This window comes from Pseudoalteromonas sp. TAE79, from assembly GCF_000498015.1.
GTDB lineage: Bacteria > Pseudomonadota > Gammaproteobacteria > Enterobacterales > Alteromonadaceae > Pseudoalteromonas.
On record NZ_AUTL01000073.1, the window covers coordinates 56,871 to 75,643 of the forward strand.

Annotated in this window: 19 protein-coding genes and 2 pseudogenes; 14 read left to right on the forward strand and 7 right to left on the reverse strand. The window is 40.2% G+C overall.

Annotated features, from left to right (window positions below):
- Positions 1 to 33: 33 nt before the first annotated feature.
- A pseudogene (locus L655_RS1000000128460) lies at positions 34 to 347 on the forward strand (transcriptional regulator).
- An 82-nt stretch (positions 348 to 429) separates the two neighbouring features.
- On the opposite strand, the gene L655_RS0103165 reads toward L655_RS1000000128460, so the two are convergent.
- The 5 genes from L655_RS0103165 to L655_RS0103185 all read right to left on the reverse strand — a co-directional run bounded on the left by L655_RS0103165 (position 430) and on the right by L655_RS0103185 (position 4,373).
- A complete protein-coding gene (locus L655_RS0103165) occupies positions 430 to 978 on the reverse strand; it encodes a hypothetical protein (RefSeq protein ID WP_024604072.1) in 549 nt (182 codons plus the stop codon).
- Between the two features lie 67 nt (positions 979 to 1,045).
- Positions 1,046 to 1,768, reverse strand: a complete 723-nt coding sequence (locus L655_RS0103170; RefSeq protein WP_024604073.1) for a hypothetical protein — start codon at positions 1,766 to 1,768, stop codon at positions 1,046 to 1,048.
- Between the two features lie 10 nt (positions 1,769 to 1,778).
- Positions 1,779 to 2,966, reverse strand: a complete 1,188-nt coding sequence (locus tag L655_RS0103175; RefSeq protein WP_024604074.1) for a VWA domain-containing protein — start codon at positions 2,964 to 2,966, stop codon at positions 1,779 to 1,781.
- A 266-nt stretch (positions 2,967 to 3,232) separates the two neighbouring features.
- Positions 3,233 to 4,081, reverse strand: a complete 849-nt coding sequence (locus tag L655_RS0103180; RefSeq protein ID WP_010554437.1) for a MoxR family ATPase — start codon at positions 4,079 to 4,081, stop codon at positions 3,233 to 3,235.
- Positions 4,082 to 4,133: 52 nt separating this feature from the next.
- Positions 4,134 to 4,373, reverse strand: coding sequence for a DUF1653 domain-containing protein (locus L655_RS0103185; RefSeq protein WP_024604075.1), 240 nt, complete (start codon positions 4,371 to 4,373; stop codon positions 4,134 to 4,136).
- A gap of 60 nt (positions 4,374 to 4,433) precedes the next feature.
- On the opposite strand from L655_RS0103185, the gene L655_RS0103190 reads away from it, so the two are divergent.
- The 11 genes and pseudogenes from L655_RS0103190 to rpoS all read left to right on the forward strand — a co-directional run bounded on the left by L655_RS0103190 (position 4,434) and on the right by rpoS (position 12,021).
- Positions 4,434 to 4,913 (forward strand): DUF2947 domain-containing protein, encoded by a 480-nt coding sequence (locus L655_RS0103190; RefSeq protein WP_002958965.1) that lies wholly within the window; start codon positions 4,434 to 4,436, stop codon positions 4,911 to 4,913.
- A 74-nt stretch (positions 4,914 to 4,987) separates the two neighbouring features.
- The gene (locus tag L655_RS0103195) at positions 4,988 to 5,623 is read left to right on the forward strand and encodes a hypothetical protein (RefSeq protein ID WP_002958964.1); all 636 of its coding nucleotides are present in this window, start codon (positions 4,988 to 4,990) and stop codon (positions 5,621 to 5,623) included.
- Positions 5,624 to 5,660: 37 nt separating this feature from the next.
- Positions 5,661 to 5,948: a cell division protein FtsB gene (ftsB, locus tag L655_RS0103200; RefSeq protein ID WP_024604076.1), complete on the forward strand. Its 288-nt coding sequence runs from the start codon at positions 5,661 to 5,663 to the stop codon at positions 5,946 to 5,948.
- Positions 5,938 to 6,641: pseudogene (gene ispD / locus L655_RS01000000124970) on the forward strand (2-C-methyl-D-erythritol 4-phosphate cytidylyltransferase). The gene ftsB and the pseudogene ispD overlap by 11 nt, the downstream one beginning before the upstream one ends.
- Positions 6,638 to 7,135: a 2-C-methyl-D-erythritol 2,4-cyclodiphosphate synthase gene (ispF, locus tag L655_RS0103210; protein ID WP_024604077.1), complete on the forward strand. Its 498-nt coding sequence runs from the start codon at positions 6,638 to 6,640 to the stop codon at positions 7,133 to 7,135. Before ispD ends, ispF begins: the two are co-directional and overlap by 4 nt.
- Positions 7,132 to 8,184: a tRNA pseudouridine(13) synthase TruD gene (locus L655_RS0103215; protein WP_024604078.1), complete on the forward strand. Its 1,053-nt coding sequence runs from the start codon at positions 7,132 to 7,134 to the stop codon at positions 8,182 to 8,184. Before ispF ends, L655_RS0103215 begins: the two co-directional genes overlap by 4 nt.
- Positions 8,165 to 8,929: a 5'/3'-nucleotidase SurE gene (gene surE, locus L655_RS0103220; RefSeq protein ID WP_024600608.1), complete on the forward strand. Its 765-nt coding sequence runs from the start codon at positions 8,165 to 8,167 to the stop codon at positions 8,927 to 8,929. The genes L655_RS0103215 and surE overlap by 20 nt, the downstream gene beginning before the upstream one ends.
- A complete protein-coding gene (locus tag L655_RS0103225) occupies positions 8,919 to 9,557 on the forward strand; it encodes a protein-L-isoaspartate(D-aspartate) O-methyltransferase (RefSeq protein WP_024604079.1) in 639 nt (212 codons plus the stop codon). Before surE ends, L655_RS0103225 begins: the two co-directional genes overlap by 11 nt.
- Before the next feature lie 9 nt (positions 9,558 to 9,566).
- Positions 9,567 to 10,145 (forward strand): YqaA family protein, encoded by a 579-nt coding sequence (locus tag L655_RS0103230; RefSeq protein WP_002958957.1) that lies wholly within the window; start codon positions 9,567 to 9,569, stop codon positions 10,143 to 10,145.
- A gap of 41 nt (positions 10,146 to 10,186) precedes the next feature.
- On the forward strand, positions 10,187 to 11,011 hold the full coding sequence (locus L655_RS0103235; protein ID WP_024604080.1) for a peptidoglycan DD-metalloendopeptidase family protein: 825 nt from the start codon (positions 10,187 to 10,189) through the stop codon (positions 11,009 to 11,011).
- Between the two features lie 35 nt (positions 11,012 to 11,046).
- Positions 11,047 to 12,021, forward strand: coding sequence for an RNA polymerase sigma factor RpoS (rpoS, locus tag L655_RS0103240; protein ID WP_024604081.1), 975 nt, complete (start codon positions 11,047 to 11,049; stop codon positions 12,019 to 12,021).
- Positions 12,022 to 12,112: 91 nt separating this feature from the next.
- On the opposite strand, the gene mutS is transcribed toward rpoS, so the two are convergent.
- Entirely contained in the window at positions 12,113 to 14,698 is a 2,586-nt protein-coding gene (mutS, locus tag L655_RS0103245; protein ID WP_024604082.1) for a DNA mismatch repair protein MutS, read from the reverse strand.
- A gap of 21 nt (positions 14,699 to 14,719) precedes the next feature.
- Here mutS and L655_RS0103250 point away from each other — a divergent pair, with 21 nt between their 5' ends.
- Both L655_RS0103250 and recA read left to right on the forward strand, forming a co-directional pair.
- A complete protein-coding gene (locus L655_RS0103250) occupies positions 14,720 to 15,208 on the forward strand; it encodes a nicotinamide-nucleotide amidohydrolase family protein (RefSeq protein WP_024597314.1) in 489 nt (162 codons plus the stop codon).
- Positions 15,209 to 15,274: 66 nt separating this feature from the next.
- Positions 15,275 to 16,318, forward strand: a complete 1,044-nt coding sequence (gene recA, locus L655_RS0103255) for a recombinase RecA (protein ID WP_002958952.1) — start codon at positions 15,275 to 15,277, stop codon at positions 16,316 to 16,318.
- A 189-nt stretch (positions 16,319 to 16,507) separates the two neighbouring features.
- Here recA and L655_RS0103260 read toward each other — a convergent pair whose 3' ends face one another.
- Positions 16,508 to 18,631, reverse strand: coding sequence for a TonB-dependent siderophore receptor (locus tag L655_RS0103260; protein WP_024604083.1), 2,124 nt, complete (start codon positions 18,629 to 18,631; stop codon positions 16,508 to 16,510).
- Positions 18,632 to 18,773 lie beyond the last annotated feature (142 nt).

Below are 18,773 nucleotides of genomic sequence, written 5' to 3' on the forward strand. Positions count from 1 at the left end.
GATTATTAAGATAGCTTTTAAAGGTGTGGCGTAATGAGTAAACGTGATTTATTTTCAGATTAACTACAGCACTTGCGGACGCTAAAGCGCATTCACAAGGAAAGCTTACGTTACGTTCTTATAAAGTAAATGATATCAACGACCTTGCTATCTCACCTGATGAAATAGTAAATATTAGAGAAACATTTAATATGTCGCGTGGTGTATTTGCAAACATTTTACATACCTCAGCAAGAACGCTCGAATACTTGGATCAAGGACACAGCGCACCGAATGGGCAAGCGATAACATTGTTAAAGCTTGTGCAGCGTCATCCTGAGACGCTAAATCATATAGCTGAGTTGTAAAAATTTAATAATTAATATGTATGTGTTACTCGTTTTTTATTGAATCACAACAAGAAGAGTAAGGGATTATTTAAACTTAGTTTCAGGGAGTGAGTGAAAAAACCTTATCTTGAACATCATCTTGAATTGATGAAAAGTTAACATGAAGTTCAATTGTACCAAGGTATTTTATTACTTCCGTGAAACTAGCTTCATTGCTCATCTTCATAGTGATTATATTTAATGATGAATTAGGCGAAATACCTAATTCCGCTCCTATTTCCAGCTTCATATCTCCAAATAAGAGTAGTTTCTGTTGGAGATCTTTATGAGATAATTCACCGGCATCTGATAGTATCTTATATTTCAGATTTATAGCTGATCCTGTACCGTAGTTCTTCAGTTGGAAGTTATAAACATACTTTTCATTGTCTACGCTAATAAACCTTTCAATTACAGGTTTTATAGAGTTTTGATATATCCTTTTATTGTGCTGTAATCCTTGAAAAGCATAATAAAATGTGATGATTGCAACTAAGGTTGCAATTAAGTCACTGAGTTTTATTTCAAAAGAAAAGGTTTGCCCTACAATTATACCTGCAATAAATACTAAGCTAATCCCTAATAGAATCGCTTTATCAGATTTGCACATTTCTATCCTTTATTATTCGTTAATAGCATCAAGTGGCAATGTAAAATGAAGGACGAATACGAAAAAGTTAGTCGTCACCATCAATGTCACTAAATGTATTTTTTCCTTCGTATTTTATAAAAAGTTTCGATTCCTCTAGTTTAGGTAAATCCAAAATACCTTCATCATTTTCAGCTGCTCTTTTTGATAAAAGCTTATACTTTGGTGAAATAGTTTCGTAAAACGCTACGGTATTTTCCTCTATGCTTTTTATAAGCTCTACAGCTTCGTTTCCCCAGTTAACTAAAGATGAGCTAACTAATGCTGTATTTTTGTATTTTACTTGCTCTTTTTCTAAGTTTTCATACAGGCGACGTGCTTCTAAATAATCATGATACTTCGTTTTGTTTAATGACTTTATTTTCAAAAGTTCTTGCTGCAAAGACTCATCAGCATCATTTTCTGAGTATCTCAGATCTTCATATAGTTCGAAAATTCGAACTTGAGATTTTCTAAGCTCGAAAGAGATACAATAAAAGGATGATATGTCTTTTAATAAACCAACACTCAAGTTGTATTTTTTTTCTTCAATCCAAGAATTTCTTACTTTCCAAGCTATACAGGCTAAAGCGATAGTGCCTAACATTATTGCAAAGGTACTGATAGAGGTTATCCAGTTAGCTAGGCTATCCTGTTTAAGTTTGCTCAGTAGTATATCCATAATTGAATTCGTTGAAATACCTGCGATGAATCCAATAAGTATGAGAAGAGTAGAAGCAACCCATTCATTTAAGTAAATATTCCTTTTCATTTTATCCCTTTTAACTCAGCTCTTTTATCGCTCTACTTATCCCATCCAAGCTCAGCGGGTACATGCGGTTGTTCATTAGCTGCTTTATAAAGCCAATTGATTGATAGTAAGGCCAGTGTTCAACGGGTTGTGGGTTGAGCCAGGCGACTTTATCAAAGTGGTTTGTTACACGTTGCAACCATGCACTGCCGGGCTCTTCGTTGTAGTGTTCTACGGAGCCGCCAGGGTAGGCTATTTCATATGGGCCCATAGTGGCATCGCCTACAAATATTACTTTGTAGTCGCTAGTGAACTTGTTTATGAGCGTCATGGTGTCTATTACGTTTGAATGTCGGCGCGCGTTGTCTTGCCAAACGTGCTCGTATAAACAGTTATGAAAGTAGTAAAACTCTAAGTGTTTAAACTCGCTGTGGGCTGCGCTAAATAATTCTTCGCAGGTGTGGATGTAGTCATCCATTGAGCCGCCAATATCAAACAGCATTAATACTTTTACTGCATTGTGGCGTTCGGGTGCCATTTTTACATCAAGCATGCCGCCTTGTTTTGCAGTAGCGCGAATAGTCTCGTTTAAATCAAGCGTGTCGCTTGCGCCTGTGCGGGCAAACTTACGTAACTTTTTAAGGGCGAGTTTAACTGTGCGCGAACTAATTTCTCTGTCGGTGTCGAGGTTTTTGTATTCTCGTTTGTCCCACACTTTTACTGCTTGGCGGTTACGGTTGCCGTCTTGCCCAATACGCACGCCTTCTGGGTTATAGCCGTATGCCCCAAAAGGTGATGTGCCGCCAGTACCTACCCATTTATTACCGCCAGCGTGGCGTTTTTGTTGCTCTTCTAAACGCTCTTTTAGGGTTTTCATAAGCTCATCGAGCCCGCCCATAGCTTTAAGTTGGGCTTTTTCTTCATCACTTAGATGTTTTTCAAACTCTTTACGTAGCCAGTCTTCAGGTAAGTTGTGCTGTTGCTTTAAACTCTCGAGCAAATCAAGATCGGCAATACCGCTAAAGTAGTCGCTAAAGGCTTTATCAAATCGGTCAAAGTGCGTTTCGTCTTTTACCATTATGGTGCGTGCTAAATGGTAAAAAGCGTCTACGTCGGCAAATATAACGCCTTTTTTTAAGGCGTTTATTAAATCGAGTAGTTCTCGAAGGCTCACCGGTAAACGGTATTCACGCAGTTTGAAAAAAAATGCAATCAACATATAAGGGCCTGTTTATCTTTCGAGGTTAAATTTGCAGCAGTGTGTTTGGTATTTAGGCAAGGCAGAGCCTATGTAGTGTGGTTATTCCCCATAAATAGGCGATAACACAGCATAAATACCAAACACGCGCTGCCTGAAGGTTCGTCCTAGGGACGATTAACTCTTTGTTGCTCGGCTTTTACTTAGCCCACTAGGTTACAAACCTCGCGCCACGATTAAATCGTCCCTAGTTAGAACAAATTTTAATCCTGAAAGGTCAACAGGCCCTAGCGACGGCTCATAAACGCGAGTTTTTCGATTAGGCTTATGTCTTGCTCATTTTTAAGTAATGCGCCGAACATGGGCATTAAACCGCCTTTTTTAGCTTTGTCGTGCAGTGTTTTAGCGTCTATGTCTTCAGCCATTAAAAGCTTTAACCAGTCGAGTAATTCGCTGGTGGAAGGTTTCTTTTTAAGGCCGTTTGCTTCGCGCAGGTTAAAAAACACTTCAAGTGCTTGGCGTACTAAATCCTGTTTAACGTTAGGGTAGTGCACGTCAATAATTTGCTGCATTTCGTCGCTGCTAGGAAAATCAATGTAATGAAAAAAGCAGCGGCGTAAAAATGCGTCCGGTAATTCTTTTTCGTTATTTGATGTGATGATTACAATAGGGCGCTCTTTTGCGACAATGCGCTCGTTAGTCTCATAAACATGAAACTCCATTTTATCGAGCTCAAGTAGTAAGTCGTTTGGGAACTCTATGTCGGCTTTGTCTATTTCATCAATTAAAAGCACTGGGCGTTTGCCGTTAAGCTCTGCATACGTAAATGCCTGCCAAAGCTTACCTTTAACGATGTAGTTGCCAATATTGTGTACACGCTCGTCACCTAGTTGGCTGTCGCGCAGGCGCGAAACCGCGTCGTACTCGTATAAACCTTGCTGCGCTTTAGTAGTCGATTTTATATGCCACTGAATAAGCGTGGTATCTAAGCTTTTAGCCAACTCCTCAGCCAGCATGGTTTTACCTGTGCCTGGTTCGCCTTTAATTAAAAGTGGTTTTTCGAGCATAATGGCGGCATTTACAGCTTGTTTAAGCGCGCTACTCGCTATGTAATTGTCAGTTGAATTAAATTGCACGGTGTACCCTTGTCTGGTCTGAGCAGTAAGTTATTTTGTTATAATGCCATAGTTAAGCAGCAGGTCCAATATAAGCAAAACGCTGTATGACCTCACCTTCTTTTTCAACAGTTTCTAAAAACATACTAAGTGGGCGCGCCCATATACCAAATTCTCCATAAAGTGCTCGGTAAATCACAAGCTGTTCCTCGGTTTCGCTATGGGTGACAACATGAATAACTTTATATTGCGGGCCTTTGTAGTGTTGGTATATGCCTGGTTTTAGGGAAAGTGGTTTTATTGCTGTAGTCATGTTTTGATCTCTTGTATAATTTGGCTTTGCACTTTTAATGTTAACTAATTTGCCAATACTATGAACTATATTTCTTTAGATGATTACAAAAAGGCGTGGGTTTTTCGCCACAAAGATTTACCTGTATCTGATGAAGACGCAGCAAAAATTAAGCCTATGAGCGACGAGCGCGCAGCCGTACTTTGGACAACCATGGTGAGCCGTGAGTTTGATCACCCTGATTTTTTTGAAGACACCGATTGGTGTGGTCAAGAAAAAAGCTTTAGCCAAGAAGTAGATTGGCAAGATGCGTGGGAAAATGGCGATGCGTTACCACCAGAAGCAATCTTAACGTTTTTAGATTGGGAAGCTAACACCACGGTTTATTTTTGTATGGCACGCGATAATATTATCGAAACGACGTTTGATGTATTTAAACGCAATTGGCAAAACTTTATGTTTTTAGCTGATGGCAGTTTATTGATTGGTAAAAAGCGTAATACGGTTGTGCAATTTTTAGAATCTGGTAAAGCAAAATTAGGTGAAAAGCCAAGCGCTTAAATAGTGCGCTGCGCTTAAAAAACATTCAATACTGTGTTATAAAACATTTACCTGAATATTTTTGAGTACAGCTTTTGGTCGCTAAAAATCAGTCACTTGGTGCTCAACAGCAAGTTGAAATTTGGCAAACTGATGCACAAAAAGTGTTGTATGCACAATTGTGCAATGCGTTTTATCAGCGTGAGGTTCAGCGATTAGTTGCAGAGCCTAATGCCGATAAACTGCGCCGCCAGTTAAAAAGCCTACCTTATTATATTGAGCGAGCGGCAACGTTAGTTGCCAATGGTGACACGCCTTTTACGCTTGATGCACAAAATGGTACGTGGCTTGAAAAGCAAAAACCGACCCCACCCGATGTGAATGTTCAAGCTAATGAACTTTTTTATCAAACGTATGCCAAAGTGGGGCTTATAGTGCCCGTTATATTGCATGGCTACGATCAGGTGCGTCTTAGAATAGACAGTATCGATCAGTTAGGCGAAAATAAGCTGCATTGTAACGAGCTTGGTTGGTTTGATTTTTTAGGAAATGGGCTAGAGCAGCAAAATGCTCAGCTAATAAAGCCAAGTAAAGTGAGTTTAACCGCTGCATGTTGCGGGCATCAGTGGCAATTTTCGAAGCGTTGTATGCCGCGGGTTTTATCACTACGCGAAATGCTTTTAGCGGGTAGTATTAATTGGCGCAATTTAAAGCGCCCCTTAGCGTATTAAAGTTAAGGTATTTGGAACTTAAAATAAGGAGTGTTAAATGCGTATTTTTCAAGTTGGCTTACTGTGCTTAGCACTGTTTGTACAATACAGATTATGGTTTGGTCATAATGGTTTACAAGACTACACACGACTAAAAGGTGCAGTAACGTCGCATCATCAAACCAACGAAAAACTCATTAAACGTAATAAAGTACTTAAAGCAGATATTGAAGACTTAAAGCTTGGCCGAGAAGGCATTGAAGAGCGTGCACGCAACGAATTGGGAATGATTAAACCGGACGAAACATTTATTCGTGTTTTACCGGGCAAACAATATGACAAATAAACAGACTATTGCAGCAATTGTACCTGCGGCGGGTGTTGGCAGTAGAATGCAGCACAATGCGCCTAAGCAATATATACAATTAGCCGGTAAAACCATTTTAGAACACACCTTAGCTAAACTTTCTCAATTACCTCAATTACGCACTATTGTTGTTGCCCTTAGCGACAGCGACCCCTATTTTGACGAACTCCCACTGCTTGATAATCGCATTGTGCGAGCCAGNGTGGCGGTAAAGAGCGAGCCGACTCGGTGCTTAATAGCTTGCTTTTTTTAGCGCCTAACCCACCAACATGGGTGTTGGTGCATGATGCTGCTCGTCCATTAGTTAATATCAGTGATATAGAACGTTTAATTGATGAATGTATACGCGCTGATGAAGGCGGTATTTTAGCTAGCAAAGTAAAAGACACCATAAAACGCGGCCACAATCATGCCCTACAAACGGTGCCGCGAGACGATTTATGGCAAGCACTTACCCCGCAGTTTTTTAAATATGACGAGCTTAAAAATGCACTGCAAAACGCATTAGCAAGCGGGGCTACTATTACCGATGAAGCCAGTGCAATTGAGTGGGTGGGTAAACCGGTTAAGCTTGTAGCAGGTCGTAGCGATAATATTAAAATAACCACGCCAGAGGATTTAGACCTGGCTGGGTTTTTATTACACAAACAACAAAACGAGAGTGGATTATGATACGAATTGGCCATGGTTTTGACGTACATAAATTTGGCGGCGAAGGCCCGTTAACTATTTGTGGTGAAAAAATTGATTACCCGCAGGGCTTTTTAGCGCACTCAGATGGTGATGTTGCTATTCATGCATTATGCGATGCTATTTTAGGCTCACTTGCAATGGGTGATATTGGTAAGCACTTTCCCGATACAGCTAGCGAGTATGAAAATATCGATAGCCGTATTTTACTTCGCCATGTGGTGGGCTTAGCTAAAGAGCAAGGTTATGTACTTGGTAATGGCGATGTGACTATTGTTGCTCAGGCACCAAAAATGCTGCCACATATTCAAGCTATGCGCGCTAATTTAGCCAGCGATTTAAATTGCGACCTTAGCCAAATTAACGTTAAAGCCACTACTACCGAAAAGCTAGGCTTTGAAGGGCGCAAAGAAGGTATTTCGAGCCATGCGGTGGTTATTATGAGTAAAGAGCTTGCGAGTACAAAAAACGCATGAGCGATTTAAATTATTTATACGGTGCACCGCTTTCTAAAGCTGATTTTAAAACCACAGCTGAAGACTTTATGGTTGATGAAGACTTAGGTATAGAATTTACCGGCAGTGGCGAACACGTGTGTTTGCAGGTGGTTAAAAAAGGCGAAAACACGCAATACGTTGCAAAGCTAATTGCACAGCGTGCGGGTGTTTCACCGCGAGACGTAAGCTATGCAGGCATGAAAGATCGCCACGGCGTGTGCTCGCAGTGGTTTAGTGTAAAAGTACCGATTAAAAAGCCTATCGATTTTAGCGACTTGAATAGCGAGAGTATTTTTATTGTGTCGCAACAGCGCCACGACCGTAAGTTACGTACGGGCTGCCACAAAGGTAATAAATTTACTATTACGCTTCGTAACGTAACCAACCCTCTTGATATTTTATGTCGTATTAACGCAGTACGCGCAGGTGTGCCTAATTACTTTGGCGAACAGCGCTTTGGGCATGGCGGTCATAACTTAGTTATGGCTGAAAAAATGTTTGCCGGTGAGCGTATTCGCGATAAAAAGTTGCGCGGTATTATTATTTCAGCAGCACGATCGCATGTATTTAATCAGTTAGTGAGCCTACGTGTAAAAGAGCATGGTTTAGCTAAAACAATGCACCGTGAAGTATTTATGCTCAGCGGCAGCAATGCATTTTTTGAAGATGCAATTAATGACGAAAACATAGAGCGATTAGCCACCGGCGATATTATGATGTCGGCACCTATGGTGGGAAAAAGCGAAAAAGGCTTAACCGAACAAGAAAAAATATGGCTCGAACCTTTCCAAACATGGTGTGATGGCTTAGGTGAGTTAGGCCTTAAAAATGAGCGCCGAATGCTGCGCTTAATTCCACAAAACTTAACTGTTGAAACACTTGATGAAACCACACTAAAACTAAGCTTTGGTTTGTCAAAAGGGTGTTTTGCAACCGCATTATTACGTGAGCTAGTGGATTACACAGATGCTAGCCCTCGAGAGCGCAAAGAAAAGGATAATGGCATAAATGAAGATACTGTTAAGTAACGATGATGGCGTAAATGCCAAAGGTATTGCGGTTTTATATCAGGCGCTTATACAAATTGCAGATGTAACCCTTGTTGCACCTGATCGCAACTGTAGTGGCGCGAGTAATTCTTTAACACTTATGAACCCGCTACGAGCAACTACACTCGAAAATGGTTTTATGTCGGTTAATGGCACACCCACTGATTGTGTACATTTAGGTGTAAATCAGTTAGCTGATGAAAAGCCAGATCTAGTTGTTGCAGGTATTAACCATGGTGCTAATTTGGGTGATGACACGCTTTATTCCGGTACTGTTGCCGCTGCAACTGAAGGTCGCCATTTAGGTCTGCCTGCAATTGCGGTATCGCTTTGCTCACATAATGGCGATCATTTTGAAACAGCCGCTGCTGTTACCGTAAATATTATTAAAGGCTTGGCTTCGCATCCGCTTCCAAAAGATCAAATAATAAATATTAATGTGCCAGATATTCCATTAAGTGAATTAAAAGGGGTGCAAGTAACACGTTTAGGTGCTCGTCATAAAGCTGAAACGATGACGAAACAAACCGATCCTTGGGGGCGTGATATTTATTGGTACGGATCGCTTGGCACCGAAAGCGATGCTGGTGAAGGCACCGACTTTTACGCAATCAATAATGGCTATGCCTCAGTTACGCCACTGAGTGTTGATATGACAGCTAAAGATAGCTTAAAGGCAGTAGGGGAATGGTTAGCCGATTTGGAGATTAATCGTGCTCGCTAATTATACCCGCAGTGCTAAAGCGCTTTCTGACTTACTAAAGCGTGAAGGTGTTGAAGATACGCAAGTACTTAGTGCTATAGCTGATATTCCGCGCCATATTTTTATAGATGATGTGCTAAAACACAAAGCCTATGAAAATACAGCGCTCCCTATTGGGCAAGGGCAAACAATTTCTCAGCCTTACATAGTAGCGCGCATGACAGAGCTACTTTGTTTAGCTGGTGTGCGCAATAAAGTGCTAGAAATAGGTACAGGATCTGGGTATCAAACTGCAATATTGGCCAAAACGTTTACAAAGGTTTACTCGGTAGAGCGTATTAAAACACTTCAGTGGCAGGCAAAAAGACGTTTGCAGCAACTCGATTTATATAATGTAACCATGAAGCATGGCGATGGTTGGCAAGGCTGGCAATCACAAGCGCCGTTTGATGGTATTATAGTGACTGCTGCGGCCTCTAAAGTTCCGCAAGACTTACTTGCTCAGTTGGCCGATGGTGGCGTGTTATTAGCCCCAATTGGTGAGAGCGATCAAAAATTAGTAATGGTTATCCGCAAAGGCGATAATTATAAAGAGCATGTTATTGCTCCCGTTAGATTTGTGCCGTTAGTACCTGGCGATATTGAATAGGAATTCATTTTGAAGTTGTTTACCAAGTTATACGATATGGCCCTAGTGTGGGCAAAACACCGTCATGCGGAACGTTACTTAGCTGCTATGAGCTTTGCAGAATCAGTTTTTTTCCCGATACCACCCGATGTAATGCTTGCACCTATGTCGCTTGCGCAACCAAACAAAGCATGGCGATTTGCAAGCTTTGCCACAATAGCATCGGTTATTGGTGGAGTGGTTGGTTACTTACTTGGTTTTTGGCTATTTGAACCCGTTGTAGAGCCATTGATTGCACAAATGCACTGGCAAGAAAAGTTTGATATAGCACTAAACTGGTTTAAGGATTACGGTGTTTGGGTTGTGTTTTTAGCCGGTTTTTCGCCTATACCATATAAAGTATTTACGATTGGCGCAGGCGTTTTACAAATGGCATTTTTGCCATTTTTAATAGCATCAGCCATTGGGCGCGGTGCGCGATTCTTTTTAGTTTCAGCCTTAATGAAGTGGGGCGGAGCTCAAATGGAGCGAAAATTACGTCAGTATATTGAAATACTTGGTTGGGGATTAGTGGTATTAATTGCGCTAGCTTACTTTTTATTGCGTTAAGCGTTAAAAATATCAATTTTCTAATTTAGGGGAAAAATACAATGAATAAACAGTGTTTACTGTATATAACTATATTTATTAGTATTTTTCTCTTTGGTTGCTCTTCTCGCCATGTTCCTGCACCTGTTAGTAGCTTAAATAATAATGTTAATGATTTAGGTCATACTGTTAACATTAATGGGACTAGCTATAAAGTACAAAAAGGAGATACGCTCTACTCTATTGCCTTTAGTGCTGGGCAAGACTTTAGATTACTTGCAAAAAACAATTCAATTCCATCACCTTACACAATTTTCCCTGGGCAAAACATCTCCTTACTCTCTAAGCCCGAAAAAACAAAAAGGGATGCAAATTATACGAATTCGAGTAAAAAGTCTATAAAAAAATCACAAAAAAATAACAAAATTTTAAAGAAAGAGCTTGATCCCCCAAAACAACGAGAGTATGTTCAGAAACAAGCCAGTAACAAAATTAGTAATACTAAACGTTTGTCGAGCAGTAAAGTTAAGTGGTTTTGGCCTGCACAGGGCAAAATTACCAAACGCTTTTCTAATAAGGAAAACGGTTATAAAGGTTTACAGATTACTAATCGCAAAGGGGCTTCAGTCTTAGCTGCGGCACAAGGAACTGTAGTGTACGCGGGTAACGCCCTTCGAGGTTATGGTAGTTTAATCATATTGAAACATAATGATGATTACCTAAGTGCTTATGCACATAACTCGAAATTACTTGTTAAAGAAAAGCAGAAGGTTAAGGCAGGACAAAAAATAGCAGAAATTGGTAATTCAGAATCTCCGGTCACCGCGCTTCGCTTTGAAATTCGCTACCGTGGACAAGCTGTCAATCCTGCTAAGTATCTACCCTAATTTTCAGGTATTGATAATTGCTCGGGAGAAGGCTCATGGCTAGCGCAGCAAAACTTGACAAACACACTATGACTGACGAAAAATTCGGTGACATCGATGTTGATGAAAGCACCGCTCTACTAGATAAAATGGACGACGATGAAATCTTTGCTAAAGAAGAAGTAACTAAAAATCTTGACGCAACTCAACTTTATTTAGGCGAAATTGGTTTTTCTCCTTTGCTTAGTGCTGAAGAAGAAGTGTTTTTTTCTCGCAAATCACTTCGAGGCTGTGAAGCCTCACGTAAACGTATGATTGAAAGTAATTTACGTTTGGTTGTTAAAATAGCACGTCGCTACAATAATCGCGGCCTTGCTCTACTCGATTTAATTGAAGAAGGTAATTTAGGCTTAATTCGCGCAGTTGAAAAATTTGACCCTGAGCGTGGATTTAGATTCTCTACTTACGCTACATGGTGGATACGTCAAACAATTGAACGTGCCATTATGAACCAAACGCGTACCATTCGCTTACCTATTCATGTAGTTAAAGAACTTAATGTTTACCTGCGTACAGCACGTGAGTTAACTCAAAAGCTTGACCATGAGCCAACAGCTGACGAAATTGCAGCTTGCCTAGATAGACCCGTTGAAGACGTTACTAAAATGCTACGTTTAAACGAAAGAATTGCATCAGTAGACATGCCTATTGGTGTCGAAAACGACAGTGTACTACTTGATATCATCCCAGATGAAAAAAGTGCTGGCCCTGAAGGCGAAGTACAAAATAATGATATTAATAAACATATTGTAGACTGGTTAGGAGAATTAAACCCTAAACAACGTGAAGTATTGGCACGTCGATTTGGATTGCTTGGTTATGAGCCATCAACACTTGAAGATGTAGGTCGTGAGATAGGCTTAACACGTGAGCGTGTAAGACAAATTCAGGTAGAGGCATTACGTCGTTTAAAAGACATTTTGCAACAAGAAGGTTTAAGTACAGATAGCTTGTTTAATCAGTTTTCGTAACTAGTTAAATAGTTTAAGAGACTATGTGTGTTAAAAAGCCGAAGAGTTTATTCTTCGGCTTTTTTTATGCTTGTAAATTAGATGATATAAATTACAGCAATGCTTTTAGTTTATATAACAAATCGTGCGCTTGGCGTGGCGATAAATTATCAGGGTCGATTGCGCTTAACTGCTCTTCAACTTCAGAAGGGGCACTTTGTGCAATTTCGTTATTAAAAGTAAAGGCTTGTTGCTCTGTATTTGGTGCAGTAACGCTTTGATGATTTTCAAGCAACTTAAGTTTTTGCTTTGCTTGTGCAATCACAGCTTTTGGCACACCTGCAAGAGCGGCTACTTGTAAACCAAAGCTTTTACTTGCTGCACCGTCGAGAACTGTATGCATAAATGCAATCGTGTCGTTATGTTCTATTGCATCAAGATGCACGTTTACAAGGCCCGTGGTTTGCTCAGCAAGTTCTGTTAATTCAAAGTAGTGCGTAGCAAACAATGTTTTAGCAGATATTTTTGATGCTAAATGATCGGCTGTTGCATATGCAAGAGAGAGTCCATCGTAAGTACTTGTACCGCGACCAATCTCATCCATTAACACTAAAGACTGCGCCGTGGCATTATTTAAAATAGTCGCTGTTTCGGTCATTTCTACCATGAAGGTTGAACGCCCTGATGCTAAATCATCGCTTGCACCAATACGTGTAAATATGCGGTCGATATTACCAATTTTAGCGCTGTCAGCGGGCACATAACTGCCAATGTGAGCCATTAAAACAATAAGTGCCGTTTGGCGCATATAGGTTGATTTACCGCCCATGTTTGGACCGGTAATAATTAGCATTTTACGTTGGCTGTTTAATTCAACAGGGTTAGCAATAAACGGTTCTTTCATTACTTGTTCAACAACAGGGTGACGACCTTGCTTAATGCTTATATTGTCGTTATCGCACAATTCTGGTTTTGCATAATTGAGTGCGAATGCACGCTCAGCTAAATTGTTTAAAACGTCTAAATCGGCCAATGCTGCTGCCATCATTTGCAACTGCTCAATATGTGGAGCAATAAATCTAAACAGCTCCTCGTATAGTTGTTTTTCAAGCGCGAGAGCTTTTGATTGGCTACCGAGTACTTTATCCTCGTGCTCTTTAAGCTCTGGAATAATGTAGCGTTCGTTATTTTTAAGCGTTTGGCGACGAATGTAGTCGGCTGGCACTAAGTGCGCATTAGCTCTACTTACTTCAATAAAAAAGCCATGTACGCGGTTATAACCAATTTTAAGCGTACTAATGCCCGTACGTTCGCGCTCTCGCTGTTCTAATTGCTCAAGTACGTCGGTTGCACCTTTGCTTAAGTTACGCCACTCATCAAGTTCACTATTGTAACCTGGAGCAATAACACCACCGTCACGAATAAGTACCGGTGGGTTTTCTATCACAGCTCGTTCTAATAACGCTTGTAAATCAGGGAGTTCAGGCGAGTGCTTGATGATACCTGCTATACGAGGATCGTTAGCGTCAGCTAACAAAGTATGCAGTGGTGCAAGTGCTTGTAGCGCACTGCGCAGGCGAGTTAAATCACGCGGGCGTGCAGTACATAAAGCTAGGCGTGCAATAACACGCTCTACATCACCAATCTCTTTTAATGATTCGTGTAATTCACCGCAAAGCTGCGCGTCTAAAATAGCGCTAATTGCATTTAAACGTGAATTTAGCTCGTCTTTATTACGAATTGGTGTATGAATACGGCGCTTAAGTAAGCGAGAACCCATTGGCGTTGCTGTTTTATCAAGTACTTGAGCAAGTGTATTTTCAAACCCGCCCGATAAATTAACAGTTAATTCTAAATTTTTACGGGTAGCGGCATCTAAAATAACAGCGTGTTCGTTGTGCTCAAGCGTAATTGCACGAATATGCGGCAGTGCAATACGTTGTGTATCTTTTACGTATTGCATTAGGCAACCTGCAGCAACAAGCGCGCTATGGGCTTTATCAACACCAAAGCCAACTAAATCTTTAGTACCAAACTGATCGCATAATAAATGCTGAGCCGTATCTAAGTCGAATTCCCACTCTGGGCGACGGCGAGCGCCTTTTATATGTTCAATTAAATGAACGTTTTCAAAGCTTTCGCTATACAGAAGTTCGGCTGGTGATAGGCGCTGAATAGTTGAGCTAAAGGCTTCGTCGGTATTTACCTCGACAATATTAAAACGACCAGAGTTAATGTCTAAATAAGCAATCCCGTATAAGCCTTTTTTACTTTGCCAAACGCTGGTAAGGAGATTGTCTTGTCGTTCTTGTAACAAGGCTTCATCAGAAATTGTACCGGGTGTAACTATACGCACTACTTTACGATCAACAGGGCCTTTACTGGTTGCAGGGTCTCCCACTTGTTCGCAGATAGCGACTGACTCACCCATTTGGACTAGACGTGCTAAGTAGTTTTCTACCGCATGGTAGGGTACGCCAGCCATAGGAATGGGATCGCCGCCAGCTTTACCACGATGAGTTTGCGAAATATCGAGTAATTGAGCGGCGCGTTTTGCGTCATCAAAAAAAAGTTCGTAAAAATCGCCCATACGATAAAACAATAAAATATCGCGATGCTGTGATTTTATTTTTAGATACTGCTGCATCATAGGGGTTTGTTGTTTTATAGTGTGTGGTGCATAAAGATCAAACGACATGTATTTACCCAAAGGCTGAATATGGAATTACATCAAGAGATTAAAACACTTGCTGCGCAATTAGGCGCTATTTTAACGGATAAATGCTTATGGATCACTACTGCTGAGTCATGTACTGGTGGCGGAGTGAGTTATGCGCTTACCGATACACCTGGAAGCTCAGCTTATATCGACCGTGCATTTGTCACTTATAGTAACCAAGCAAAGCAAGATTTGCTCAATGTTAGTGCTAGTACATTAAATCAATACGGTGCTGTGAGCGAGCAAACAGTCCATGAAATGGCAGTAGGTGCTATTAAAGCAACAAACGCTAATATATCTATAGCTGTATCGGGCATTGCAGGGCCTGGCGGGGCGACAGAAGGTAAACCTGTTGGACTTGTATGGTTTGGCATACAAATTGATGACAAAGTACTGACCTTTAAACAAATATTTACTGGTGATAGGGCTCAAGTAAGACTGCAAGCTATTGTATTTGCATTAAAAAGTGTAATAGATGAGATAAAATAAAAAATTAGCTTGATACTGTGATTTCATACAGTATACTTGTTCGCATTAGCTGGATTGGAGAACAAAATGAACGATAACAAACAAAAAGCGTTAGACGCAGCACTATCACAAATTGAACGTCAATTTGGTAAAGGCTCAATTATGAAATTGGGTGACAACAAAGCATTAAACATTGAATCTGTATCTACAGGTTCACTAGGTATTGATATTGCCTTAGGCATAGGTGGCTTACCTATGGGACGTATTGTTGAAGTGTATGGTCCTGAGTCATCTGGTAAAACAACGCTTACTTTACAAGTTATCGCAGAAGCTCAAAAAGAAGGTAAAACATGTGCCTTTATTGATGCTGAGCATGCTCTTGATCCTGTATATGCACAAAAACTAGGTGTAAATATTGATGACCTTTTTGTATCTCAACCTGATACAGGTGAGCAAGCACTAGAAATTTGTGACATGTTAGTACGTTCAAGCGCGGTAGACGTTGTTATTATTGACTCGGTTGCTGCACTTACACCAAAAGCTGAGATTGAAGGCGACATGGGCGACTCGCACATGGGCTTACAAGCACGTTTAATGTCACAGGCATTACGTAAGCTTACTGGTAATATTAAACGCTCTAACACGTTATGTATTTTCATTAACCAAATCCGTATGAAAATTGGTGTTATGTTTGGTAACCCAGAAACAACAACGGGTGGTAATGCACTTAAGTTTTACGCATCGGTACGTATTGATATTCGTCGTATTGGTTCTGTGAAAGAAGGTGATGAAGTTGTTGGTAACGAAACCCGCGTTAAAATTGTTAAAAACAAAGTAGCGCCGCCATTTAAACAAGCTGAATTTATCATCATGTATGGCGAAGGTATTTCTAAGCAAGGCGAGTTAATTGATTTAGGTGTTAAGCATAAAATTGTTGAAAAAGCAGGTGCTTGGTACAGTTACAGTGGCAACAAGGTTGGCCAAGGTAAATCTAACTCAATTAAGTTTTTGAAAGAAAACCCAGAAATTGCAGATGAGATTGAAGGTAAGTTACGCGAAATGCTTTTACTAAAAGCAACTATTGAGCCTGAAGACGGTGAAGATAAGTTAGGCGACGATCCAGACCTTTAAACTGCACCCAAATGAGTTTTTAAGCTTGATTTGACCCGAGCTTTGAAAAGCGCTAATCAGTAATGATTAGCGCTTTTTTGTTATTAAAAACTTACATCAGGTTAGATAAAATAAAAACGACACATTAAAAATGTGTCGCTTTTTAACTCAATAGAAAAAAATCTAGAGTCTTTAATTAATCAAATATATTTATAATTGCCAGTTTACAGATAGGGCGTAGTTACGAGGTGCACCGTAGTAACCTTGTTCCCAGTACAGGCTGTGCAAATATTTTTCACCGGTGGTGTTATTTACATTGAAAGTGACTCCTACGTTATCTGTAATTTCGTAAGTGGCCATTAAATCAAGTAACCCGTATGCATCTTGGTGAGTAGTGACGCTTGCAATACCATTTGCATCTTCGACTTGAACTCGGCTAGTTGAATCCTGCCAGCGATAGTTTGCACCAAATGATAAACCATCAACTAAAGGTACTTGGTAGGTTGCGGCCACTTTAAGTTGATTTTCAGGTGTGTAATCTTTAACTAAATCATCACCATCAATAGTTAGGTTACTAAAACTTACACTTGCGCTTAAATCATCTGTTATTCGACCACTTAGTTCAACTTCAAAGCCGTTGCTGTTAATACCATCTGCTGCATAATAACGCGTATCACTAGGTAGTGAGTCGGGTAAAGCTATGGCAAGCCCTTCCTGCTTTGCATCGAAGTAAGCAAAAGTTACGAAAATTTGGTCATCAAGTAACTGTGCTTTTATACCAACTTCACTGCTTTTACCTATTACGGGAGCTAATTGGTTGGCATTAATATCAAGCTCTTTTTGCGGTACAAATGTTTCTGTGTAGCTTGCATAAGCTGATAGAGACTCGTTAAAGTCGTACACCGTGCCAATATAAGGAATAACTTCAGAGTCGCTTCTTGTTTGTTCAACACCGTAAGCGTTCCCTTTTGTTTTCCAATCGGTATAACGCACACCAGCGAGCACACTTAAAGGCTCACTTAATTTAATGCGAGTAGATATGTAAGCTGATTTTTGCTCGTTAGTAATATCACTACCATCTAAGCCATCAGCAAGTGTTGCCTCTGGTACTACACCATCCCACGTTTTAAGTGATGGCATATCAGGAAAACCATTGCCTGTAGTGTAATCGTAAAGAGACTGCTCGTTGTAATCCATTTTAGCTTGGCTAACACCAAATGATAGGTCGTGCTCTTGGCCAAATAAATCAAACTTACCACTGGCATATAAATCAAATAAGTCATGCTTATCTTCGTAATCATAACGGCTAGCATAACCTGTTAAACCAAGTTCAGTATCTTTATCAGGGGTGCCGTATACGTAGAACAACTCTGAGTCTTGTTCGTTTTCGATGTGAGCATAACGTGCTCTAGCTACCCATGTTGCCGATAAGTTTTGTTCAAGTGTTACATATACTTGCTCAGCACTGTTATCCCAGTAAGACCAGTCAGCAGCAGTGCTGGTTGATTCGTCGTAATCGGTTGCTGTTCCGTCTGTATAATAAAGAGGTAGTGCACCCCACAGCGGGCTATCTGCGTCTTTTTGTTGGTTAACATAGTTAACGCTTAATAATGTGTTGTCTGTTAATTTGCCTTCGTAGGCTAAGTAAACAATGGTTTTATCTGTTTCGTAGCGATCTAAATATGAGTCAGCTTTTTGCTTTGTAAATACAGCGCGTACAGCGTGGTCTTCATTTATTGGCGTAGATACATCTAAATCTAAACGTTTTTTATTCCATGAGCCATACGATGCTGATGCATTTGCCTGTGTTGTATAAGTTGGCTTTTTTAAAACCATGTTTACAGTTGCAGAAGGATTACCGGCGCCAGTCATTAAACCATTAGCACCGCGAACTATCTCTACACGGTCATAAATTGATGTATCAAGACTACCTTGAATAGAGCCTGAGCTTTGTGGGATCCCTAAGCCATCAACTTGAAAGTTCGTAATTTCAAAACCACGGGCCTTAAAGTAAGTACGATCTGTTTCTATTTGCTCTACTGTTACGCCTGGCGTGCTTTCAAGTACTGAATTTATGTCGTCTAGTGAAAAGTCGTCCATTAGTGCGCGTGAAACTACCGAGATTGATTGTGGTGTTTCTTTAATTGTTAAACCTAGTTTGGTAGCCGATTGCGCTTCTTCAGTAATGTAGTTTTTATGATGCTGACCATATACCGCAATTTTTTCGAGAGGTTCAGATTTTACATTTGCCTCATCAGCAAGTGCATAACCAGATAAAATTAAAGAAGTAGCAAAGCTTAGTTTAGATAAACGCAAAACTTGAGGGGACGACATAAGTTTTTCCAGTTAGTTCAAAAGAAGTGCGTAACTTAATCTAAATGATATCGATTTGCAATTGTGTTTAGTGTTTTTGTCAATAATAATTCTATTTTTTTGGATTTTAGCGCCACATATAAAGATTTTAGGTACGAATTGA